Source organism: Microcystis sp. M_QC_C_20170808_M9Col (assembly GCF_007095495.1).
GTDB lineage: Bacteria > Cyanobacteriota > Cyanobacteriia > Cyanobacteriales > Microcystaceae > Microcystis > Microcystis aeruginosa.
On sequence record NZ_SFBZ01000062.1, the window covers coordinates 39329 to 57764 of the forward strand.

Here is an 18436-nt window from a genome sequence, read left to right on the forward strand (position 1 = left end):
TTTAGCCGACCTCGAACTCAGGCTAGTTGCTCATTTTCACCGCAAAAACTGCATCCATAAATTTATCGCCGAATTTTAGCATGGAAATTGACACAATACTGCAGCAAATTGATATTGGAGAAGACCAAGAATATGAGTTTAAATCAGCCGAGGGAGGCTTGCCAAAAGACATTTGGGAAACTCTTTCAGCTTTCGCTAATACCGATGGCGGTTACATTATTTTGGGTGTTAGCGAAAAGAAACCTAGATTAGAAATTACAGGAGTGCGTAACCCTAAAAATCTTCAACAAGAGTTTTGGGATAACCACAACAACCGACAAAAACTGAATATATCTATCTGTTCTAATTCAGACGTAGAAGTAAAAAAGATTAATGAATATCAGCTTCTCATTATTCATATTCCTAGAGCTACCCGAACTCAGCGTCCTGTATATATTAACAATAACCCAATGACTGGTACATATAAGCGAAATTATGAGGGAGATTATCGCTGTCATAAGGAGGAAATAGAGCAAATGTTTCGCGATGCCAGCAATGAACCTCAAGATTTTCAAGTTTTAGATAATTTTAATCTCAACGATATTGATCCTGATACTCTGAAAGTATTTCGCCAACGGTTCAGCAATCGCGAACCCGATCATCCTTGGTTAGCATACAATGATCAACAATTACTCCATCAGTTAGGAGGATGGCGACGAGATAGAAATTCTAGCAAAGAAGGATTAACTGTAGCGGGTTTACTCATGTTTGGACGAGAACGCAGTATTTTAGATGCTTTCCCCCATTATAGTCTCGACTATCAGGAAAAATTATCTGACGATCCTGAAAAAAGATGGACATATCGCTTAACTCTTGATGGTAAATGGGAAGCTAATTTACTTAACTCTTATTATCGTGTTTATGGCAGATTAATTAATAATTTAGATGTTCCTTTTCAATTAGACAAAGATGCCGTTCGTAAAGATGAAACCCATGTTCATGAAGCTTTAAGAGAGGCTTTAGTTAATACTTTAATCCACGCCGATCACCAGTCGTCACGGCCTATAAAGGTGGTAAAATCTATCGATAACTATCTGTTTTCTAATCCTGGTCGTCTGAGAATTCCCCTACAGCGTCTCTATGAAGGCGGTACTAGCGATCCTCGTAATCCTCATCTACAAAAAATGTTTCAAATGCTCGGATTAGGTGAAAAAGCTGGCTCTGGATTTGGGAAAATTCTTCGTGCTTGGAAAGAACAACAATGGTTGAGTCCCCTAGTTTCGGAAAAACTTGACCTAGAAGTTACATCTGTTAATTTACCGATGACAAGTTTTATTCCCGAAGCAGTTGAAGTGGAATTAAAAAGGATTATCGGGGATGCTTACCGTCAGTTAGGTGATCTTGATAGGATAATATTAGTATTAGCGCATCAGTTTGAGGAAATTAGTAATACTGACATTCAGCGTTATCGATCAGAACATCCCAGAGATATTAGCGAACGCCTTCGTAATTTAGTTCAAAATGGCTGGTTACACCAGTCAGGTAAGTGTCGGGGAACACGCTACACCCTACCGAACCAGAATTCTTCAGCGCAACTTTCTCTATTACCAAGCTCCGAACATTACCCACCAAGCTCCGAACATTACCCACCAAGCTCCGAACATTACCCACCAAGCTCCGAACATTACCCACCAAGCTCCGAACATTACCAACAGTTAGAGGCAATTGCTGAACCCATACGCAGAAAAGGCCGCATTAGTAAAGACTCGGTACGAAAAGTGATTCTTGAACTATGCTCCCAACAATATCTACCCCTCGGAACATTAGCTCAACTGCTCGGAAGAGAACCTGATACTATTCGTAATCACTATGTCAACCCGATGATAGATGAGGGATTGCTGGAGCTTAAACACCCCCAACTAAGGAACCATCCTCAACAAGCTTATCGAACAGTATCTCGATCGCATTTCCTATCAGCGCAAGATGAGTAAACACCCGCTCCTCAAATCCGAGAGATTAAGGGGACTACATCGGCAAGCCACTAATTTAGCGATCGATAGCTAACTTATCACTTAACATTTCCCTGACGATTTTAGCGGTAGCAGGGGCCAATAAAACCCCGTTGCGGTAGTGTCCCGTGGCCAGAATAACGTTATCGTATCCGGGCAAATATTCGATGATGGGAGCGGATTTTTTCTCCGGTCGCGGTCGCTTACCGGACCAAGTACGCACGATCGCACCCGCGGCCAAAGAGGGACAAAAAGCGATCGCTTTTTGATACACTTGTTCTAATAGGGCAGTATCGGCGATAATTTCGCCCTTTTCGTCCATAAATTCCACCGTTGCTCCAATCCAGTATTCTGCTCCGGCCAAAGGCAGAATATGCAGGTCATTTCCCGTTAAAATCGGCTTAAAATCGGAACTTTCTAAGGGTTGCGTCAATTTTATCTGTAAAGCTTGCCCTAAAACCGGTCGGATTTCCACTGGATGGGTAAGAGTTTCGGTTAAAGCAGTGGCACCGATTCCCGCACAAAGAATCAAAAAGTCGCTTTCCTCTATACCATTAGAACTATAAACGTGGGTGCATTGCCTCAAATTAGAGCCTTGAAGCTCTGTCTTCCCGAAATTTTCAACTTTTACACCAAATTGACATTTTACCCCCCTTCTTGCCGCAGCATCGACGAGAGACTCCGTGAGCAGGGCCGGATTAATTTGACGATCACTGGAAGAATAGATAGCACCCTGGAGATGATCGCTGGCCACTTGGGGACATTTTTGCTTTAAAGTCTCTTTATCCCAGATTTCTAGACAGTATCCCTGTTCTTGGCGTATTTGGGCTAACTTGCGCCAATTTTCTTCGTCTTCGGCACTCGATCGCAGTAGGACAATACCATCACGGTTACAGGGAATAGTCAGTCCGGTGAGGGATTCTAGCTCAGGAAGGAGGGTTTCGTAACGTTTTAAACTTTCTTGCCGCAGTTTCCAGGCTCTACCTTTAGTTTTATGGCTGATAATCCCCATTAAAATCCCTAGGGCTGCCCCGGTTGCTCCTTGTCCTGGTTTTTTTTCATCGATGAGGGTAATTTCTAATCCTTTGATGGCACTTAATTCGTAGGCAATGGTAGCCCCCACTATCCCCGCACCGATGATGACAATTTTAGTCATAAACTCCAGAGGCTATTTTTCTAGTGGGAATAGGACTAAAAAAGGGTTGAACAGGTTTCAACCCCGATAATTAATTACAGAACCCTGAAAATAAAAGGATAACGGAAAACCTTGTAGGCATCTTTCCAGACTTGCAGGATAGCAAGAATGGGAAGAACAATATTCACCACAGCAAGAATCGGTAAGAGCAAATAACCGATTAAAACCCAAATTAGAATCCCGGCAATTAGGTAGTATAACCACATATTCAGGTGAAAGTTTAAAGCTTCTTTGGCGTTTTCCTTCACCGTTCCATCATCAGAAATGAAATAAATAGCTAAGGGAATCCCCACCGATACCAGCGTAGCACTCAAAAAGATCGAAGCATGACAAGCCACAGATAGGAGTCTTTTTTTGGTTAAATCTTCACTCATGACCATCGGGTTTATCCCCCTAAAATTGGCGGAGAAAGCGGATATCGCTATTATAACAACGGCGAATATCGTCTATCTCATGTAATACCATAGCAAATCTTTCCACGCCAAAACCAGCAGCAAAACCCGTATAGATTTGGGGGTCATAACCGACTGCTTTTAAGACATTGGGATCCACCATACCACAGCCCATCACCTCCAACCATTTGCCTTTCCACTGTACATCTACCTCGGCCGAGGGTTCAGTAAAAGGGAAGTAGGAAGCGCGGAATTTAACCGGTAAATCGGCCCCGAACATTTGCTTAAGAAATTCTTTAATTGTTCCTTTCAAATCCGTAAAGGTTAATCCCCGGTCCACCGCTAATAATTCCACTTGATGGAAAACCGCGGAATGGGTTGCATCCACAGTATCGCGACGATAAACCCGGCCCGGGGCCACAATCCGAATCGGGGGTTCGTGACTTTCCATGTAGCGAATCTGCACCGGGGAGGTATGGGTCCGCAATAAACGACCATCCCTCAAGAAAAAAGTATCCTGCATATCCCGGGCAGGATGGTCAGCAGGGATATTTAAAGCCTCAAAATTATAATAATCGGTTTCTACCTGCGGCCCGGTGGCGATGCTGTAACCCAGACCGACGAAAATATCGATCATGCGATCAACTGTGCTATTTAAGGGGTGAATTCGCCCTAAAGGACGGCTAAGAGCAGGTAGGGTGACATCGAGGGTTTCCGCCGCTAATTTCGCCTTAATTTGGGCATTCTGGAGACTTTCTCGCCGGGATTCCAGCAGCGATTGTACTAATTCTTTGACCTCATTAGCGATCGCACCGAGGCGCGGTCTCTCTTCGGGGGTTAATTTGCCCATTTCCCGTAAAATCTGCGATAATTCTCCTTTCTTACCGAGATAATTCACCCTTAGCTGTTCTAAGTCTTCTAGGGTTGTTGTTTGTTCGATGGAATTTTCCGCTTTCGCTGCCAGGGTTTTTAGGGCAGTTTCGATCGGATGGGGGGATAAACTCATAATTAGGGCATTTTATAGGGCAGCATTCTAGTCTAGTTTATCAAGAGAGGGAATTTGGGGAGACAGTTGCAGGGGCGATTTGCTTTCCGGGGTGACGATTCCCTGAGATGGTTTGCTGTATCATGTTCATCGCTCCCTGTCCCCTCTGATCAAATGAGAGCTTATTGCATGAGTACCTCGTCGAACCTAGAACTTTCAATGGGAACCAGCTTCTCTTGATTGCATCAGATTTCTGGTTTTTTTAAAATGAACTCGATCAAGGCAAAAACCGCAGATAATTCTAGTTTAGTTGACGAGGAGAGTTTCTGGTAAACTTCGGCAATTTGATTAGAAAAACTATAGACTAATTTATTCTCCATATAGAGAGGATGTCCAATATAGTGGGAATCTTTAAGAATTTTTTTCAGTTTGTTGACTCGCTTCGGTGGAACAATTAACACAAGTTTTCCTGCCAGTTCTGGATAAATTTTTAGTAATTCCATAAAGCGATCGATTCCTGTGGTGATCGGTGTACTGGTTTCTACTTCAAAAGCGAACACTGCATCGCCTAAGTTATTAAACCAGATGAGATCGATCTGTTGTATTTTATCTCTGTCCCACTTTCCTAATTTATCGATCGGTAATTTTTCTAGAGAAATATCTTTAAAAGCTTCTCCATTCCAATAACCTGTAGATTGTTCTTTTTTGCCAATATAAGGCTTTAATCCGACAGCAATAGCAATTTTTGCCAGAGCGTAGATAATTTGATCGTGAGGAATTTTATCTGCTTGTTTGGGAAAATCTAAACCAGTTAAAACGGAAGAAATTGGCTCTATATTTAAATCGAGAGTTAGCTGAAGACCTTCTTCTTGCCCTAGTTGCCAGTGCCGACCATCGGGAGAATAAGCTAACTTTTCTAAAACCTTTAAAATCGATTGATCGCTTGGTGTTGTCCCGTTGATCAGGTTAGGCATGACCGCAAAAATAATTTCATCAAAAGTTGCTACTTTTCCCTGTCGTTTTTTGGCAGTTAGAAAATCCAAGAGATAAAATCTTATTCGATCTTCTAGCGGAATAAAGCAACCGATTTTCGTATTTGTACGAATTCTCCAGAGATGATCTAATTCCGAAAAGTTGAATTCCTCTTTTAACAAAGGAGTAATATCATCTATTTGTTTCTTGACTTGGGTTAGTAAGCCATTTTCCAATAATTTAGGAATGAGCGCATTATAAATATCTTCTGTGGAAGCACCCGAACTTTTAACGATTGTCATCTCGGCCACTTCTTTAATAATTTGCAGGATATCGATCCCGACTTTACTGATGGCGATTGTTTTGGGATTATTCACTTTTCTAAAGTTTAAAACTAACTCTCCCGATAGGACAGTCAGAGGATTTTTCTTTTTGTGTAATGAGGGCGTAGTAGAATGTTGTACAGAGGAATTTACATACTCAAAACCAGCTTCTTGAGCAGATTTAACGATCGCATCCCAATAGGCGGGATCTTTGTGAGCAAAAACAATACTCATCCAGCGATCAAATTTCAAAACTCGAAACATTTCTCGAATGGAATTCGATAACAAATTGATGTAAGTTTCTTTCGATTTCTTTAAATCTCCTCCTTCGATCGCTTCCAATTCTCTTGCGTTATCGCTCACTTCAAATCCTAGCCAAGCATTCCACATAGTCGAGAGATCTAAATAGGCAATATGTTGTCCGTAGGGAGGATCGGTATAGATATAATCCACGGATTCGGACGATATGCCAGTTAAGTCCGTCGCTGAGAAATCAAAAATTGAAAAATTTTCTTGATAAAAATCACCGATTACTGTATTAGTTTCGATCTTGAATTTTGCCGTCCCCTTAAATTTCTGCTCAAATTGTTCCCAGACATTAAGATCGATAGTTTGAGGAGGAATCCAATAGCGATAACGGTGCATAATTCCGCTATTTCCCCGGCTTTCTATTCTTCCTCTCGTGGAACTAAAGGTTAAATTGGTTTTATTGAGAGTTGCCGAGAAAGTAAACCTCATTAAATCTTTAATGATCGGATCGGTGATTAATTCAATCTGGTTGAGAATTAGAGAAAGGGAAAATAATTGACGTTTGGTAAACAAATTTTCTACAGATTCTGCGTCCGCATTTTTCGGTAAACGAACCCCTTGCGGATACCAATAGGGAATCTCTAAATCCGCCGCTTCTTCTGGAGACATTCGATAAACTTCCTCAATCTTTTCCTGACAATTTCTGGCGATGTCATCGAAAGCAGACCGAAAATCATCGATGTTAACGGGACTAACAGCGATATTGCGGCAGATAAAACCAGCCATCGGGTTAATATCCGAGTAAATCGCCTTTCGCTTTAAAACTAGAGCCTCTACCGCAGTCACTCCCGATCCCCCAAAGGGATCTAAAACCACATCTCCCACCTGACTAAAACGCTTAATATATTCCTGTACCACATTCCAAGCGCGCCGGGTAAAATAGGGATGACTTCCCCAATGGCGTAACGTCCCTTGTTTTTTGGGATCGATCGGCCCAGAAATGGGATCGATCATTCTATAGTCGAAGGAGGAAGCACTCATCTGGCCTTAAGAATAGAGTTCTATATATTACTGTACCCAGATGTGAGGGTATGGCGAGGATACCCTCTTGGGAGCATCCTACGCACTGCCGGAGGAAGTCCGGCTCTTGTTGCCGTTTCTCGGCAACAGGTGGGGAAAGCACCCCAGAAATCGAATCCTCGGCCTTAGTTTCCAGGGTTTTTAGGGCAGTTTCGATCGGATGGGGGGATAAACTCATAATTAGGGCATTTTATAGGGCAGCATTCTAGTCTAGTTTATCTGCTCGGGTGGCGAGACAGGCAGCATCGATAAAAGCTAATAGCTATGTGCTAGGATGGAAATTGAGAATAAAAGTCGGCACTGCGGCTCGTTGTCAGTATTAATGGTCAAAGCGTTTCTGTTTAGTATTGGTTCAGCTAGTTCCCGAAATCTTGGTTCTCTACAAATCTGTTGTTTTTATCTGTGCAAGGATAGGTTTTATGTCAATTTATGTTGGTAATCTCCCCTTCGAGGTTAACCAAGACGACGTAGTTGAGGTTTTTAAGGAATATGGTGCAATTAAGCGCGTTCACCTCCCCATGGATCGGGAAACGAAAAGAAAACGCGGGTTCGCTTTCGTGGAAATGGAAACCCCAGAGCAAGAATCGGCCGCTATTGCCGCTCTTGACGGCGCTCAATGGATGGGACGAGAATTAAAAGTCAATCAAGCTCGCGAAAAAGAACCCAGATCTTCCTTCGGTGCTGGCGGCGATCGCAATCGGGAGCGTCGCTACTAATCCCCGATCGTAACCATTCTAGGTTATCGGAAATTTGGGTTGAAAACCCCGTCCTTTTAGCACGGCTTTGTGCGAGAATGTTTGTCGGTGGTTCCGAGCGTGAGAACGTGAGGAAACAGGTTAAACGTCCTACTCCGTGATCTCAAAATTTCTAACAGTCAATGGTGTTCAATTAAGTCCAAACTGTAAGAACGCAAAACAATTAAATACTGTGGGACACACAGAAATTTACGCTTGGGGAGTAGTCCATAAGAGTGCTTGCCTTATCGGTGTAGTCGGACTAGACATGAAACCGTAAGACCAAAATTAGCGTTGCTAGTGGAGGCAGGATTCAGCCCAAGAATCTCCGCACTTTTAGGGCGGAGAGTGTCAATGTCAATAGGGGGAGCGATCGCTCGTTTCCCCGCTTGTCTATCTAATATCCCAAGGAGATTCTTGTGGCTAAACGTCGTAATTTGAAAAAAGAAAAAGCTGAACGCAACCGCGCCTACGCTCGTCAATTCCGGGCTGCCTCTAATCGTACCACCACCAGAGGAGGTAGAGGCGGTTATTCCAGCGATCAAAGACAATCTTCGGAAAATGAAGGGGCAGCCGATACCTAATCTGCTGACTTAGTTAATCTAGCAATAAAAGCCATAGCTTCGCTTTTATTGCTGACTATTCCATCTAAAGTTGCCCCCAAGACTGCCGCAAGTAACGATTTAAACTGGGGACCCGGTTGATAACCCAAATCTTTTAGGTCATTGCCGTCGATAGGAGCCTCGATCTGCGACCATTTAGTTAAATATTGCCAGATTAAAGCCCGAATCCTAGTCTCACTCCTCACCGCCACCAGTAACAAACTAGGAACCTTATAACCGTTGAAAAAGCTGACAATTTGACTAACGGGTCGATCATAAGCAAAATTATTGCTAATCTCTCTTTCCATAACTTCTAGTTTTTGTAAACGCTCCACAGTATCTTTGGGCAATTGTAAATTATTAGCGATCGCTATTCTTTCCCCCATAGCCAGAGAAGCGATTAATAATTCCAACCGCATTAACCAAGCATTCACCGGCAATTCCAGACTTAAACAATCTAACCAACGACTGAGACAGCGCAATTGTCGCCATAAAGCCCGATTTAAACTTAAATCCCCGTGTAAACAGTGCAAAGCCCCCAAATCGGCCAACTTTTCCAAGGCACTTTCCCAGTAATCCGCCTCTAAAATATAATTCAACTCCGCTTTTAAACGGGACTGTAAAGCGGGTGCATTCTGATTTTGTTGCCGTGAGCGATCATAAACTCCACTTTCGATCGCATACCTAATATAGCTTTCTGTCAAGGGTTCAATAACAAATCCTAACCGAGTGGCAAAACGCACCGCTCGATAGATGCGCGTCGGATCCTCAATAAAACTATTAGCGTGGAGAACCCGGATTTCTTGAGCGCGTAAATCCAACATACCGCCAAAAAAGTCGAGTAATTCCCCCTCTTTCGGCGAAGTTAGGCGAATTGCCAGAGCATTAATTGTAAAATCCCTTCTATACAAATCCTGTCGAATCGAACTAGCCTCCACTTGGGGATTACTGGCAGGATAGGGATAGAATTCCGTGCGTGCCGTGGCGATATCCACCCATAACGAGCCAAAACGCTCATCTTTGTGCCATAACAAAGCCGCCGTCTGAAATTCCCCGTGAATCGATAACCGGGCCCCCGGATAAATTTCGCGTAAACAATTAGCCAATTCTACCCCCGCACCCACACCGGCGGCACGATGGCAGCCATCCACCACTAAATCGATATCCTGTAACAATAAAGTATCCCTTTCTGTGGCTAACAATAAATCGCGCACTGCACCCCCAACCAGATAGAGATGCCAACCGCGTTTTTGAGCGGCAGCGGCGGCAGCTTGCAGGAATGACCATAAAATCGGCTCTAAACGCTCTTTAATCGTCGGTAAAAGACAGGAAACCAAAGCAATCCCTTCAAAACGCACCCGCTCATTTTGATGAATCTGTCTTAATACATCTGTACGAGTGACGATACCGACTAACTGCCCGTTTTCTAGTACAGGTAAACGCCCCAAATCGTACGTTACCATCAGCGACTCGATTTCCTGAAGGGAAGTGTCCGGGGTAATAGTTTTCGGATTACAAGTCATGTATCCCTTCACGGGAGAGCGAGAAAAGCCGTGATGGAGAGCTAAATCGAGGTCACGACGAGAAATCACCCCAACTAAGCGATCCTGCTCATCTACCACCGATAACCCCGAATGGCCGTAACGAAAAAGGATGCGCTCGGCTTGAGATATGGAAGTATCGGGACGAATTGTCCGCACCGGGGAAGACATTAAATCCCTAGCGGTGGGAGAAGGAGGAATTTGAGCAATTAAGTCCCCCAGCAGTTGGTTTAACTGTTGAACTGGCTGAACATCGCGAAAACTCACCGAAGCGGCCTGAGCATGACCACCGCCGTTATAGGGGCAAAAAAGCTGATATAGATTGACCCCATCGATTCTAGAGCGACCAATCACAGTTAAACGCTGTCGGGAATTATCTTCCTCGCCTTTACTATAACTATGGGCAAAAAGTAGCGCATCACTATCGGATAATTCCAGTAGGCGCTCGGCCACACTAGACAAACCGGGGATAAAATCGGCAGTATGGAGGAGAACGTGAGCGATTTTACGGTCATATATCCTTTTAATCTCTAGATTTTCCCAAGCAAGGCTAAATAACTCCTGTAAGCGCGGGGAAAAACTCGGTTGACAGTATTGGGCGATCGTTTTAATGTTAGCAGCACAGGTCATTAACCAAGCCAAAGCATAGGCATCCCTGGGGGTACTACCGGCAAAAGTCAGGGAACCCGTGTCAACGTGAATACCGAGTGCCATTACCGTCGCTGCCATCGAGTTTGGTTTAATGCGGGCTTTTTGTAAAGCTTCGACAATTAAAGTCGTGGTGGCTCCCACCGCTTCTAAATGGACGCTAGAGGCATGAATATCGCTTTCACTATCCAAATGATGATCATACAATTCGATCGCCTGTAAATGCCCTAAATCGAGCCACTGGGAAGCTTTTCCCAGACGCTCCCGCCACTGATTATCAACGATAATTAAAGAGCGAATACGGGCCGGATTGACACTACGCATTTCAATTAAAGCGAATTCATCCCGATGCAGGGCCAAAAATTCCCTCACCGTCGGGTGCGCTCCCCCCGTTAACACAATGCGACTACCCGCTTTCAGCAACGATAAACCCACCGCTGCCCCCAAAGCGTCAAAATCCGCCGTTTGATGACATAAAATTAAATCCATATTTTTTAGTAAGGAGAAGTTATCGGGATTTTTTCTGTATCTATTGTTACTAAATGCTCGGCAATAACCGGGTCAAGTACTATAAGTTAGCAAATCTTGACTGAGAGAAACCGATGTTGTTCAAAATTTTAGTAATTCTCCACACCCTAGGGGCGACCGTCTGGGCCGGTGGTCATTTATTGTTGGCAGTCACCGTTCTACCCCAGGCCCTCAAAAACCGAGAACCAGACCGAATTCGTCAATTTGAGCAATATTTTGAAGGTTTTGGGTTATCTGCGCTATTGTTGCAGGTAATAACAGGCCTAGGACTGACTTGGATTTATTTGCCCGGTTTTCGTGATTTTTGGTCATTTGATAGTTTTTTGTCGGTTTATATAGGCATTAAGTTAGCTTTACTGCTATTAACTCTCATCTTGGCCCTTCATTCCCGCTTTTTTCTCATTCCTAAACTGAGCGAGGAAAACTTAAATTTCCTCGCCCTGCACATAGTCGCCGTCACCACTCTAGCAGTATTGTTCGTCATTTTTGGCGCTGGCATCCGTTTGGGGGGCTTGACCATTAGCTTTTAGCAGTTCAGCAGTCTGGAGACCTTTCTAGGCTAGGTTTGGCGAAAACGCGAAAATAGGCTAATCTGGGTAAGGGATCACAGAGAGTCCCTTTCCCCACCTAACCCTTGCCCTGCTGCTGTTGGCAAGGATAGACAATGGAAAAAAGTTTTCAGCCCCGCTGCGGCTAGGTAGTCACTAGCAGTAAAATTAATATGCTCGTGGATTCGGTCTGACGGGGATATATCCTTTAACCCCCGATTCAGGGAGGAGCTAGAGGAAGGATCGTCCGGTTAAGTTGGGTGGAAGCGAGTATCTTCCATACAAGTATCAAATCTGGGAGAATTATCTAATATCAACTGCTTTAGGAGAACCCAATCATGTCTATTGTTTTTCAATTTTTTCTCATTGCCTTAGTTTTATTTTCCTTGCTGATGGTGATTGGTGTCCCCGTTGCCTATGCTTCCCCCCAAAACTGGGATCAATCGAAACCCCTTCTCTATGTGGGTTCGGCAATTTGGGCGATTTTAGTCGTTGCCGTCGCTATTTTAAACTTTTTAGTGATTTAGCCTTGATCAGGAGACGGGAGACGGGAGGAGATAGGGTGATAGGGTTTTGGGGTGATAGGGTGATGAGACAGCTACCCCACTACCCCACTTCCCCACTTCCCCACTTCCCCACTTCCCACTTCCCACTTCCCCACTACCCCACTTCCCCATCTCCCCACTTCCCCACTTCCCCACTTCCCCACTTCCCCACTTCCCCACTTCCCCACTTCCCCACTCCCTACTCCCTACTCCTATCCCCTTCTACCTATGACTGTTTTTGAGGGAAATTTTACCGAGGACATATCCTCTTGGCACTTTGCGATCGTGATTGGTCGTTTTAACGATCTCGTCACTGATAAACTGTTATCAGGCTGTCAAGACTGTCTGAAGCGTCACGGGGTTGATGTCAATCCCGATGGCACCCAAGTCGATTATATCTGGGTACCGGGTAGCTTTGAAGTGCCAATGGTAGCCCGTCAAGTCGCCCTTTCCCACCGTTACGATGCCGTTATTTGTCTAGGGGCAATTATTCGCGGCCAAACGCCCCATTTTGACTACGTTGCTGCCGAGGCTGCTAAGGGCATTGCTGCGGCCGCTTTTCAGACAGGTGTTCCCGTTGTCTTCGGTATTCTCACCACTGATACTCTACAACAGGCCCTCGAACGGGCCGGTATTAAAAGTAATTTGGGCTGGAATTATGCCCTATCTGCCCTAGAAATGGCTAGTCTCATGCGTCAATTGCGCCCCCGGAATGGAGATAAACCCCTAGAATTATTGGAAAATAATCCCCAACAGGCGCTGATGGAAGGCTAAGAAAATTCCCCCAGAATTTAGGGTTTTAGGTGTCCCCACTCCCCCGGAGTTCCACTGATGAGCGAAGCTGAACAGAACAAATGTATTGACCAACTCAGACGGCAATTAGTCAACGCTGTCGAGAGAATCAAGACTCTGGAATTAGATTTAGAACCAGAGGGGCGGATTACGGCAGCTTTTGAGGCTATGGAACGGCATATAGATGAAAAATTCGCCGCCATTGACAAGCGTTTTGATCGCTTGGCACATCAGTTCAACCGACTACAGGCTAAGATAGAAGTAGTTCTCGAAGCTATTACCGGTTTGGGGGATTTGCCAGAAGATGAATCATTGTCAAAAAATGCTCCAAACTACTTGACAAATGCTCTGAGATTTGGCACACTTATAGAGGTGTAAAAAAACAGCTTGCGGGCATAGCTCAGTGGTAGAGCGTCACCTTGCCAAGGTGAATGTCGCGCGTTCGAATCGCGTTGCCCGCTTGAAAAAATCTTGAAATATACCTTAAGGTCAGGATGAATAATTTGGGGATATCCCTTAAGATGGGAATTACCCGTGACCAATAGGGTTGAGGATTTTGGGCAACCGTTGAATACCTTAGCCATTGACCACGAGCGACTAAAAACAACCGTTTATAAACAAAAATTTAGCTTGTGCGACCGCATAAATATACCAAAATCGACCAACACCAAGACTATCCTTGTCCCTGTCGTCGGAAAGGGACATTATGCCCGATTTTATTGACCGATGCCTTTGGATGCGATCGCTGTCAACAGATATTTGTGCTACAGGAAAACGGCCAAATTATCGAACAATTAGCCCCCCACTATCCCTATAAACGCACTTGGCGCTGGACGGGATTTCGTTGGGTGAGTACGAATCAGCGCCTTGGGGAAGGAGTCTTGCCCCTGATGATGGGGATAATTCTGTTATTATCGGTCGTCTGGCTACCGTTAATCTTGAAATCACCGCCGGGGGTAAGCGTGATTTTTGGGGCAATTCTAGTTATGCTATTAGTTATTTTGCCCGCATTCATCTTTTGGTTAGCCTATCGACGCTAGACAAGAATCTATGATCGAAAGTTCCCCCAAAACCCCCCCGACGATCTTTAAGCAAGCATACAATGCTTTTCTGGATCTAGGTCAATTCAATGGCAACGAAAGAAATCGCGGGGTAATCGCGATCGCTAATGGCATTAAAACTGGCTTTGATCGCATTTTAGAAGCCAATACCCTCGATTTAGAGGTCAGTCGAGAGATGGCCGTCTCAGAACAAATGATTCGCTGGTTACGGTTAACTCCCGAACGTTTAGAGACGACGGTGGAGGTATTGCAACAACTAGCGGAAGCATCGGATCCGCTGCAACAGGTAATTAACGCGGCCTATCAACTTAATCCGTCCCAAACCTATTGCCAAAGGATGCCTTTAGGAGTGATTGCCTTAGTCTATGAAGGTTTTCCCGAATTAGCGATGGTAGCGGCGGGATTTTCCCTAAAAAGTGGCAATAGTTTGATTATTCGCGGTTCCAATGCCTCTAGTCATTCCGATGGAGTGATTACGGAAATTATCCAAGAAGCATTGGAAGATGTGGGTTTACCGGTGGATTGTGTTAGTGGTTTACCCTGTGATTCTAGTCCCTCCCTAGAGGAGTTGGTGACGCAGGAAAATTATGTTAATTTGATTATTCCCTACGGTCGCCCTAGTTTAATCGGTCAGGTGAGTCAATTGGCCACGGTTCCCGTTTTGCGCGCGGCCATGGGAAACTGTTATTTGTATTGGTCTCCTAGTGGCGATTTGGAGTTAGCTCGTCAGGTAATTATCGATAGTCATGGCAGCATACCGGATCCGGTTAATGCGATCGAAAAAGTTTTAATTAGTCCCCATCAGAATTCTTCGACTTTAAGTCGTTTGTTTAAAAGTTTGCAGGAAAAAGGCTTTAAATTGCGGGGAGATACCCGATTAGCGGCGGATTTTCCCGAACATTTAACCATTGCCACCGATAATGATTGGCAAAGACCCTATTTAGAAAAAACGGTGGCCTTTAGGTTAGTGGATACCCTCACTGATGCGATCGCTTGGATTAATAAGTATAGTAGCGGTCACGCGGATTGTATTGTCACCGAATCCTATCGAGAAAGTCGTCAATTCGCCATGGAGTCCGATAGTGCTTTAGTTTATATCAATTCTTCACCCCGATTCGATCGCAATCCCAAACAGGGAGAATCGGTATTTTTGGGCATTTCCAACCAAAAAGGCCAGCGCCGGGGGTTAATCAACCTAGAAACCTTTACCACCCTTAAACAGGTGGTGCAGGGGTAGTTTTGGTGAACTGGGTATTGTTAAGTTAGCTAAAAAATCGGCTATTTTGCTCTTAAGTTATAGTTAGTGGTCTGCTGAAAAAGTTTTTCGTGGGGACAGGGTTAGGGTTGATTCATGAATCAACCCTAACCCGACATCGTAGCAAGGGGGGGTAAGATACCTGCCAAGAATAAAGAAAAATGGTATCAGTAGAGGATTGAGAACAATGGCGAGAAAATGAGCGTTTGGAACTGAAATTACTGTCCAAATAAAACCGAACTATTGCCAGATCCTTGGAACAAGATCCAGGTCATCAGCAGATTAGATACAAAAATCGCTAAGAGCATAGTGACTACGGCCGCGGTAGTAGCTTGGCCGACTCCTTTAGCACCGCCATCGGTCGTTAAACCCCAATTACAGCCGATAATCGCAATTAAAGCCCCAAAAACCACCCCTTTAACTGGTCCACTCAGCACATCTCCCACACCCAGAAAACCGCGAACCGAGTCGAGAAAAACTGAATTGGCAATTCCGTATAAACTTTGGCCGACTAGCAAACCGCTACCTAAACCGATCAGCAACGCCATAACACTCAAAGCGGGAACCATCAGACAACAGGCAATTAAACGGGGCAGCACCAGATATTCCACGGGATCGGTTTTGAGCATATAGAGTGCGTCGATCTGCTCTGTCACCTTCATGGTACCGATTTCCGCCGCAAAAGCCGATCCTACCCGACCGGCTACCACGATCGCCATCATAATCGGACAGAGTTCCCGACCGAGAGCAAGGGCCAAAATTCCCCCCACCATACTGCCAGCGCCCAAGGCTTGGAACTCCCGGGCCACTTGGATCGTAAAGATCATCCCGATCACCGCGGCCGTGATCATGGCGATAATCAGCGAGGCAGGCCCGGCTGCTACCATTTGTTCTTGGGTGACGCGCCAATCGGGTTGGCGCGTGAATAGGAAGTAAAAAACCCTGCCGGTTAATAGTACCGCTAACCAACAGCGCCGAAACCAAGAGCTTAATTCCTTGCTAAAAATCGCCAATAAATCCTTCATTGTCCCCAAAATTGATCGGACTAGAGAAAAGTCTATCCTGTTTTGTCTTCTAATACCAAATCCTGTTATAATAAAACGAGTAAAGACAGGGAGATAAAATGCCCAAGAAAGCTTACTTAGCCGAACATCTAAGTTCAGAGGAACTGATACTAAATCTGGTTATTAAAAACTGATTATTTATTCCCCCTTTTGCCTCTTGCCTGTTGCATGAGTGCCTCTCCTCTATAAGTAGCCTATACTCAACGGATTTAGTATATCGCTCTTCTGGGACTCTAGGCGGAAGAGAAATAGGAATTGTGCGGAAAAATCTTCTCTAAAAGAGAATTTATCAACTGATTAAGCTGGAAAAACAACCGACAAAACAAGCTAATTATTTGAGGTTTAAAGACAACGACTAATCAAGGCTTTAAGAGATTGAAATAGCACAAAGGTTGAATAAATAATCGTAAATTATTTAGAATATTTTTCCAGCCTTTTCCCTTATCCCAACTAGGATGTTTTTTTATTTCTTCTTGAGCGGGTTTAGCTAAATCTAAACTAGCTTCTCTCGATTCCTTTAATTCTTCTGACTGTAGGCTTACCATTAAGTAAGCACTCATGACTATTTCCCACCATTTCTCAATTCGACTATAGTCAGTTACTCGAAAATCTGCCCAGCCTAATTCGTTTTTGCTTTGCTTTAATCCGTACTCTACCCAGTTTCTTAACCCGTATAAGTTGCCGACTTCCTTGTAATTTATCTTTGGTATTTTGGTCATAATATACCAAGTTGAGTTCTTGGGCAATGTTTCTTTGTTATCGGTCACTTCCCAATATCTAATTTCTTTTTTCTTTCCGAAAATAATCTCCCTTATGTATCTTTCTTCTGTCTTGCCTGTTGAAAATACTCTCTCGAAATCTCGCCATTTATTACATCTTACCCTTTGCCCTGATGGCAACCATACTCCGTGATTGCTGCGAATCGCCAGAACAAAGTCTAGTTTTTCTTCATTTAAAATACTAACAAAATTTTCCTCACTTTCACTGGACTCACTATCTGCTAATAATAGCTTAATTTTAAACCCCATCTCTTTCAGTTTTTGAATGATTTCTCCTCCAATTTTTGGCTTACTTTTGTATTCATCTCCTTCTTTTAATCTTTCTTGCGGCTTATAGACCTTAGCTATTAAAGGGAATGTCATTCCTCGAAATAATCCCCAGGCTGTTACAGCGACAATTCCGTTCTCTATTTTTCCGAGATTACCAATGTATTGTCTTTTGACATAATCGGGTTTCCTCCCTTTCTTTTTGTCTCCTGTTTCGTCGAAAATAACAATAATTTCTTCTCCATTTAACAGGTTTAAAATTATTTTTAATCTCCGCTCTTTTAATTTTTCTACTGACCAGGGCGACTCAGTTAAAAAATGATCTAAGCCTTCGGCATCTTCTAATCCTACTACTTTAGCGATCACTGGTAAAGTTTTTCTTTTTATATCTGAAATCATCCCCAGATGCAGATACTTAAAATATTCAAAGGTTCTGACTTCTGGAAATAAGTCTCGATAAGCTTCGCAGTAGTCATCAATAAATTTCACGGTTGGTTGGGTGCGACGTGGCTTAACCATATACCACCTCTTGATTTCAGGGCTTTTTTTCTATCCTATCTCACCTAAAGTCCCAGAAGAGCGATAAGCGGTTTAAATAGGGTTGGCTGAAAAAGTTTGCTCCCCCTAAATTCCCCGTTAAACAGGGTAGGGCTATTTCAAGTTCGATAGAGGGCTTGTAAAAAAGAGGTTAGTGTGTATAATCACAATATTAACCTGACACCTGACATAAGCCAAAATATGCCTAAAAATCTCATTGATTATCTGGAGAAAAAGCGGCTCTTCGTTACTTGTTATGGTTCGATAGGGGGGCATAAATCGACTAAATCCTTATCTGGCAAGAGACTTAATTGATTAGTTCGCTCTAGATAAAAAACAATTGACAAAAAT

Annotated in this window: 14 protein-coding genes, 1 tRNA gene and 2 pseudogenes; 10 read left to right on the forward strand and 7 right to left on the reverse strand. The window is 43.8% G+C overall.

Annotated elements, in window-relative coordinates; translation table 11 throughout:
• Positions 1-80 precede the first annotated feature (80 nt).
• Positions 81-1970: an RNA/DNA-binding domain-containing protein gene (locus EWV68_RS04170; protein ID WP_287168923.1), complete on the forward strand. Its 1890-nt coding sequence runs from the start codon at positions 81-83 to the stop codon at positions 1968-1970.
• Between the two features lie 55 nt (positions 1971-2025).
• Here the strand turns inward: EWV68_RS04170 and EWV68_RS04175 are convergent, their stop codons facing one another.
• The 4 genes from EWV68_RS04175 to EWV68_RS04190 form a co-directional block, all read right to left on the reverse strand.
• Entirely contained in the window at positions 2026-3144 is a 1119-nt protein-coding gene (locus EWV68_RS04175; RefSeq protein WP_287168924.1) for an NAD(P)/FAD-dependent oxidoreductase, read from the reverse strand.
• A gap of 74 nt (positions 3145-3218) precedes the next feature.
• Positions 3219-3563 carry a DUF4870 domain-containing protein gene (locus tag EWV68_RS04180; RefSeq protein WP_008200911.1) on the reverse strand — a complete coding sequence of 115 codons (345 nt, stop codon included), beginning with the start codon at positions 3561-3563 and terminating at the stop codon, positions 3219-3221.
• 13 nt (positions 3564-3576) lie between these two features.
• Positions 3577-4581: a phenylalanine--tRNA ligase subunit alpha gene (gene pheS / locus EWV68_RS04185; protein WP_002762428.1), complete on the reverse strand. Its 1005-nt coding sequence runs from the start codon at positions 4579-4581 to the stop codon at positions 3577-3579.
• Positions 4582-4805: 224 nt separating this feature from the next.
• A complete protein-coding gene (locus EWV68_RS04190) occupies positions 4806-7145 on the reverse strand; it encodes a DNA methyltransferase (protein ID WP_287168925.1) in 2340 nt (779 codons plus the stop codon).
• Between the two features lie 458 nt (positions 7146-7603).
• Here EWV68_RS04190 and rbp point away from each other — a divergent pair, with 458 nt between their 5' ends.
• Both rbp and EWV68_RS04200 read left to right on the forward strand, forming a co-directional pair.
• The gene (rbp, locus tag EWV68_RS04195; protein ID WP_061432140.1) at positions 7604-7900 is read left to right on the forward strand and encodes an RNA-binding regulator; all 297 of its coding nucleotides are present in this window, start codon (positions 7604-7606) and stop codon (positions 7898-7900) included.
• Between the two features lie 437 nt (positions 7901-8337).
• On the forward strand, positions 8338-8502 hold the full coding sequence (locus EWV68_RS04200) for an Asl3888 family RNA-binding protein (protein WP_002733784.1): 165 nt from the start codon (positions 8338-8340) through the stop codon (positions 8500-8502).
• Here EWV68_RS04200 and EWV68_RS04205 read toward each other — a convergent pair.
• Complete coding sequence (locus tag EWV68_RS04205) at positions 8499-11198, reverse strand: CBS domain-containing protein (protein ID WP_287168926.1); 2700 nt, start codon at positions 11196-11198, stop codon at positions 8499-8501. The genes EWV68_RS04200 and EWV68_RS04205 overlap by 4 nt on opposite strands.
• 113 nt (positions 11199-11311) lie before the next feature.
• Here EWV68_RS04205 and EWV68_RS04210 point away from each other — a divergent pair, with 113 nt between their 5' ends.
• The 7 genes and pseudogenes from EWV68_RS04210 (at position 11312) to EWV68_RS04240 (ending at position 15420) form a co-directional block, all read left to right on the forward strand.
• On the forward strand, positions 11312-11767 hold the full coding sequence (locus tag EWV68_RS04210; RefSeq protein ID WP_061432142.1) for a CopD family protein: 456 nt from the start codon (positions 11312-11314) through the stop codon (positions 11765-11767).
• 356 nt (positions 11768-12123) lie between these two features.
• Positions 12124-12312 (forward strand): photosystem II reaction center protein PsbZ, encoded by a 189-nt coding sequence (gene psbZ / locus EWV68_RS04215; RefSeq protein ID WP_002732865.1) that lies wholly within the window; start codon positions 12124-12126, stop codon positions 12310-12312.
• Between the two features lie 246 nt (positions 12313-12558).
• Positions 12559-13104 (forward strand): 6,7-dimethyl-8-ribityllumazine synthase, encoded by a 546-nt coding sequence (gene ribH, locus EWV68_RS04220; RefSeq protein WP_061432143.1) that lies wholly within the window; start codon positions 12559-12561, stop codon positions 13102-13104.
• 57 nt (positions 13105-13161) lie between these two features.
• Positions 13162-13437 (forward strand): annotated as a pseudogene (locus tag EWV68_RS04225) (hypothetical protein); the annotation flags it as partial.
• 74 nt (positions 13438-13511) lie between these two features.
• A tRNA-Gly gene (locus tag EWV68_RS04230) sits at positions 13512-13583 on the forward strand.
• A gap of 171 nt (positions 13584-13754) precedes the next feature.
• Positions 13755-14162 (forward strand): hypothetical protein, encoded by a 408-nt coding sequence (locus tag EWV68_RS04235; protein WP_079208769.1) that lies wholly within the window; start codon positions 13755-13757, stop codon positions 14160-14162.
• A gap of 10 nt (positions 14163-14172) precedes the next feature.
• A complete protein-coding gene (locus tag EWV68_RS04240; RefSeq protein ID WP_061432145.1) occupies positions 14173-15420 on the forward strand; it encodes a glutamate-5-semialdehyde dehydrogenase in 1248 nt (415 codons plus the stop codon).
• Positions 15421-15656: 236 nt separating this feature from the next.
• On the opposite strand, the gene EWV68_RS04245 is transcribed toward EWV68_RS04240, so the two are convergent.
• Entirely contained in the window at positions 15657-16463 is an 807-nt protein-coding gene (locus tag EWV68_RS04245; protein WP_002798033.1) for an MlaE family lipid ABC transporter permease subunit, read from the reverse strand.
• Positions 16464-16735: 272 nt separating this feature from the next.
• Positions 16736-18067: pseudogene (locus EWV68_RS04250) on the reverse strand (IS701 family transposase).
• Positions 18068-18436 lie beyond the last annotated feature (369 nt).

Bases quoted from the DNA above. Each gene is read 5' to 3' on its own strand.
- EWV68_RS04170 (WP_287168923.1), top strand. From the start codon at position 81: ATGGAAATTGACACAATACTGCAGCAAATTGATATTGGAGAAGACCAA.
- EWV68_RS04175 (WP_287168924.1), bottom strand. From the start codon at position 3,144: ATGACTAAAATTGTCATCATCGGTGCGGGGATAGTGGGGGCTACCATT.
- EWV68_RS04180 (WP_008200911.1), bottom strand. From the start codon at position 3,563: ATGGTCATGAGTGAAGATTTAACCAAAAAAAGACTCCTATCTGTGGCT.
- pheS (WP_002762428.1), bottom strand. From the start codon at position 4,581: ATGAGTTTATCCCCCCATCCGATCGAAACTGCCCTAAAAACCCTGGCA.
- EWV68_RS04190 (WP_287168925.1), bottom strand. From the start codon at position 7,145: ATGAGTGCTTCCTCCTTCGACTATAGAATGATCGATCCCATTTCTGGG.
- rbp (WP_061432140.1), top strand. From the start codon at position 7,604: ATGTCAATTTATGTTGGTAATCTCCCCTTCGAGGTTAACCAAGACGAC.
- EWV68_RS04205 (WP_287168926.1), bottom strand. From the start codon at position 11,198: ATGGATTTAATTTTATGTCATCAAACGGCGGATTTTGACGCTTTGGGG.
- EWV68_RS04210 (WP_061432142.1), top strand. From the start codon at position 11,312: ATGTTGTTCAAAATTTTAGTAATTCTCCACACCCTAGGGGCGACCGTC.
- psbZ (WP_002732865.1), top strand. From the start codon at position 12,124: ATGTCTATTGTTTTTCAATTTTTTCTCATTGCCTTAGTTTTATTTTCC.
- ribH (WP_061432143.1), top strand. From the start codon at position 12,559: ATGACTGTTTTTGAGGGAAATTTTACCGAGGACATATCCTCTTGGCAC.
- EWV68_RS04240 (WP_061432145.1), top strand. From the start codon at position 14,173: ATGATCGAAAGTTCCCCCAAAACCCCCCCGACGATCTTTAAGCAAGCA.
- EWV68_RS04245 (WP_002798033.1), bottom strand. From the start codon at position 16,463: ATGAAGGATTTATTGGCGATTTTTAGCAAGGAATTAAGCTCTTGGTTT.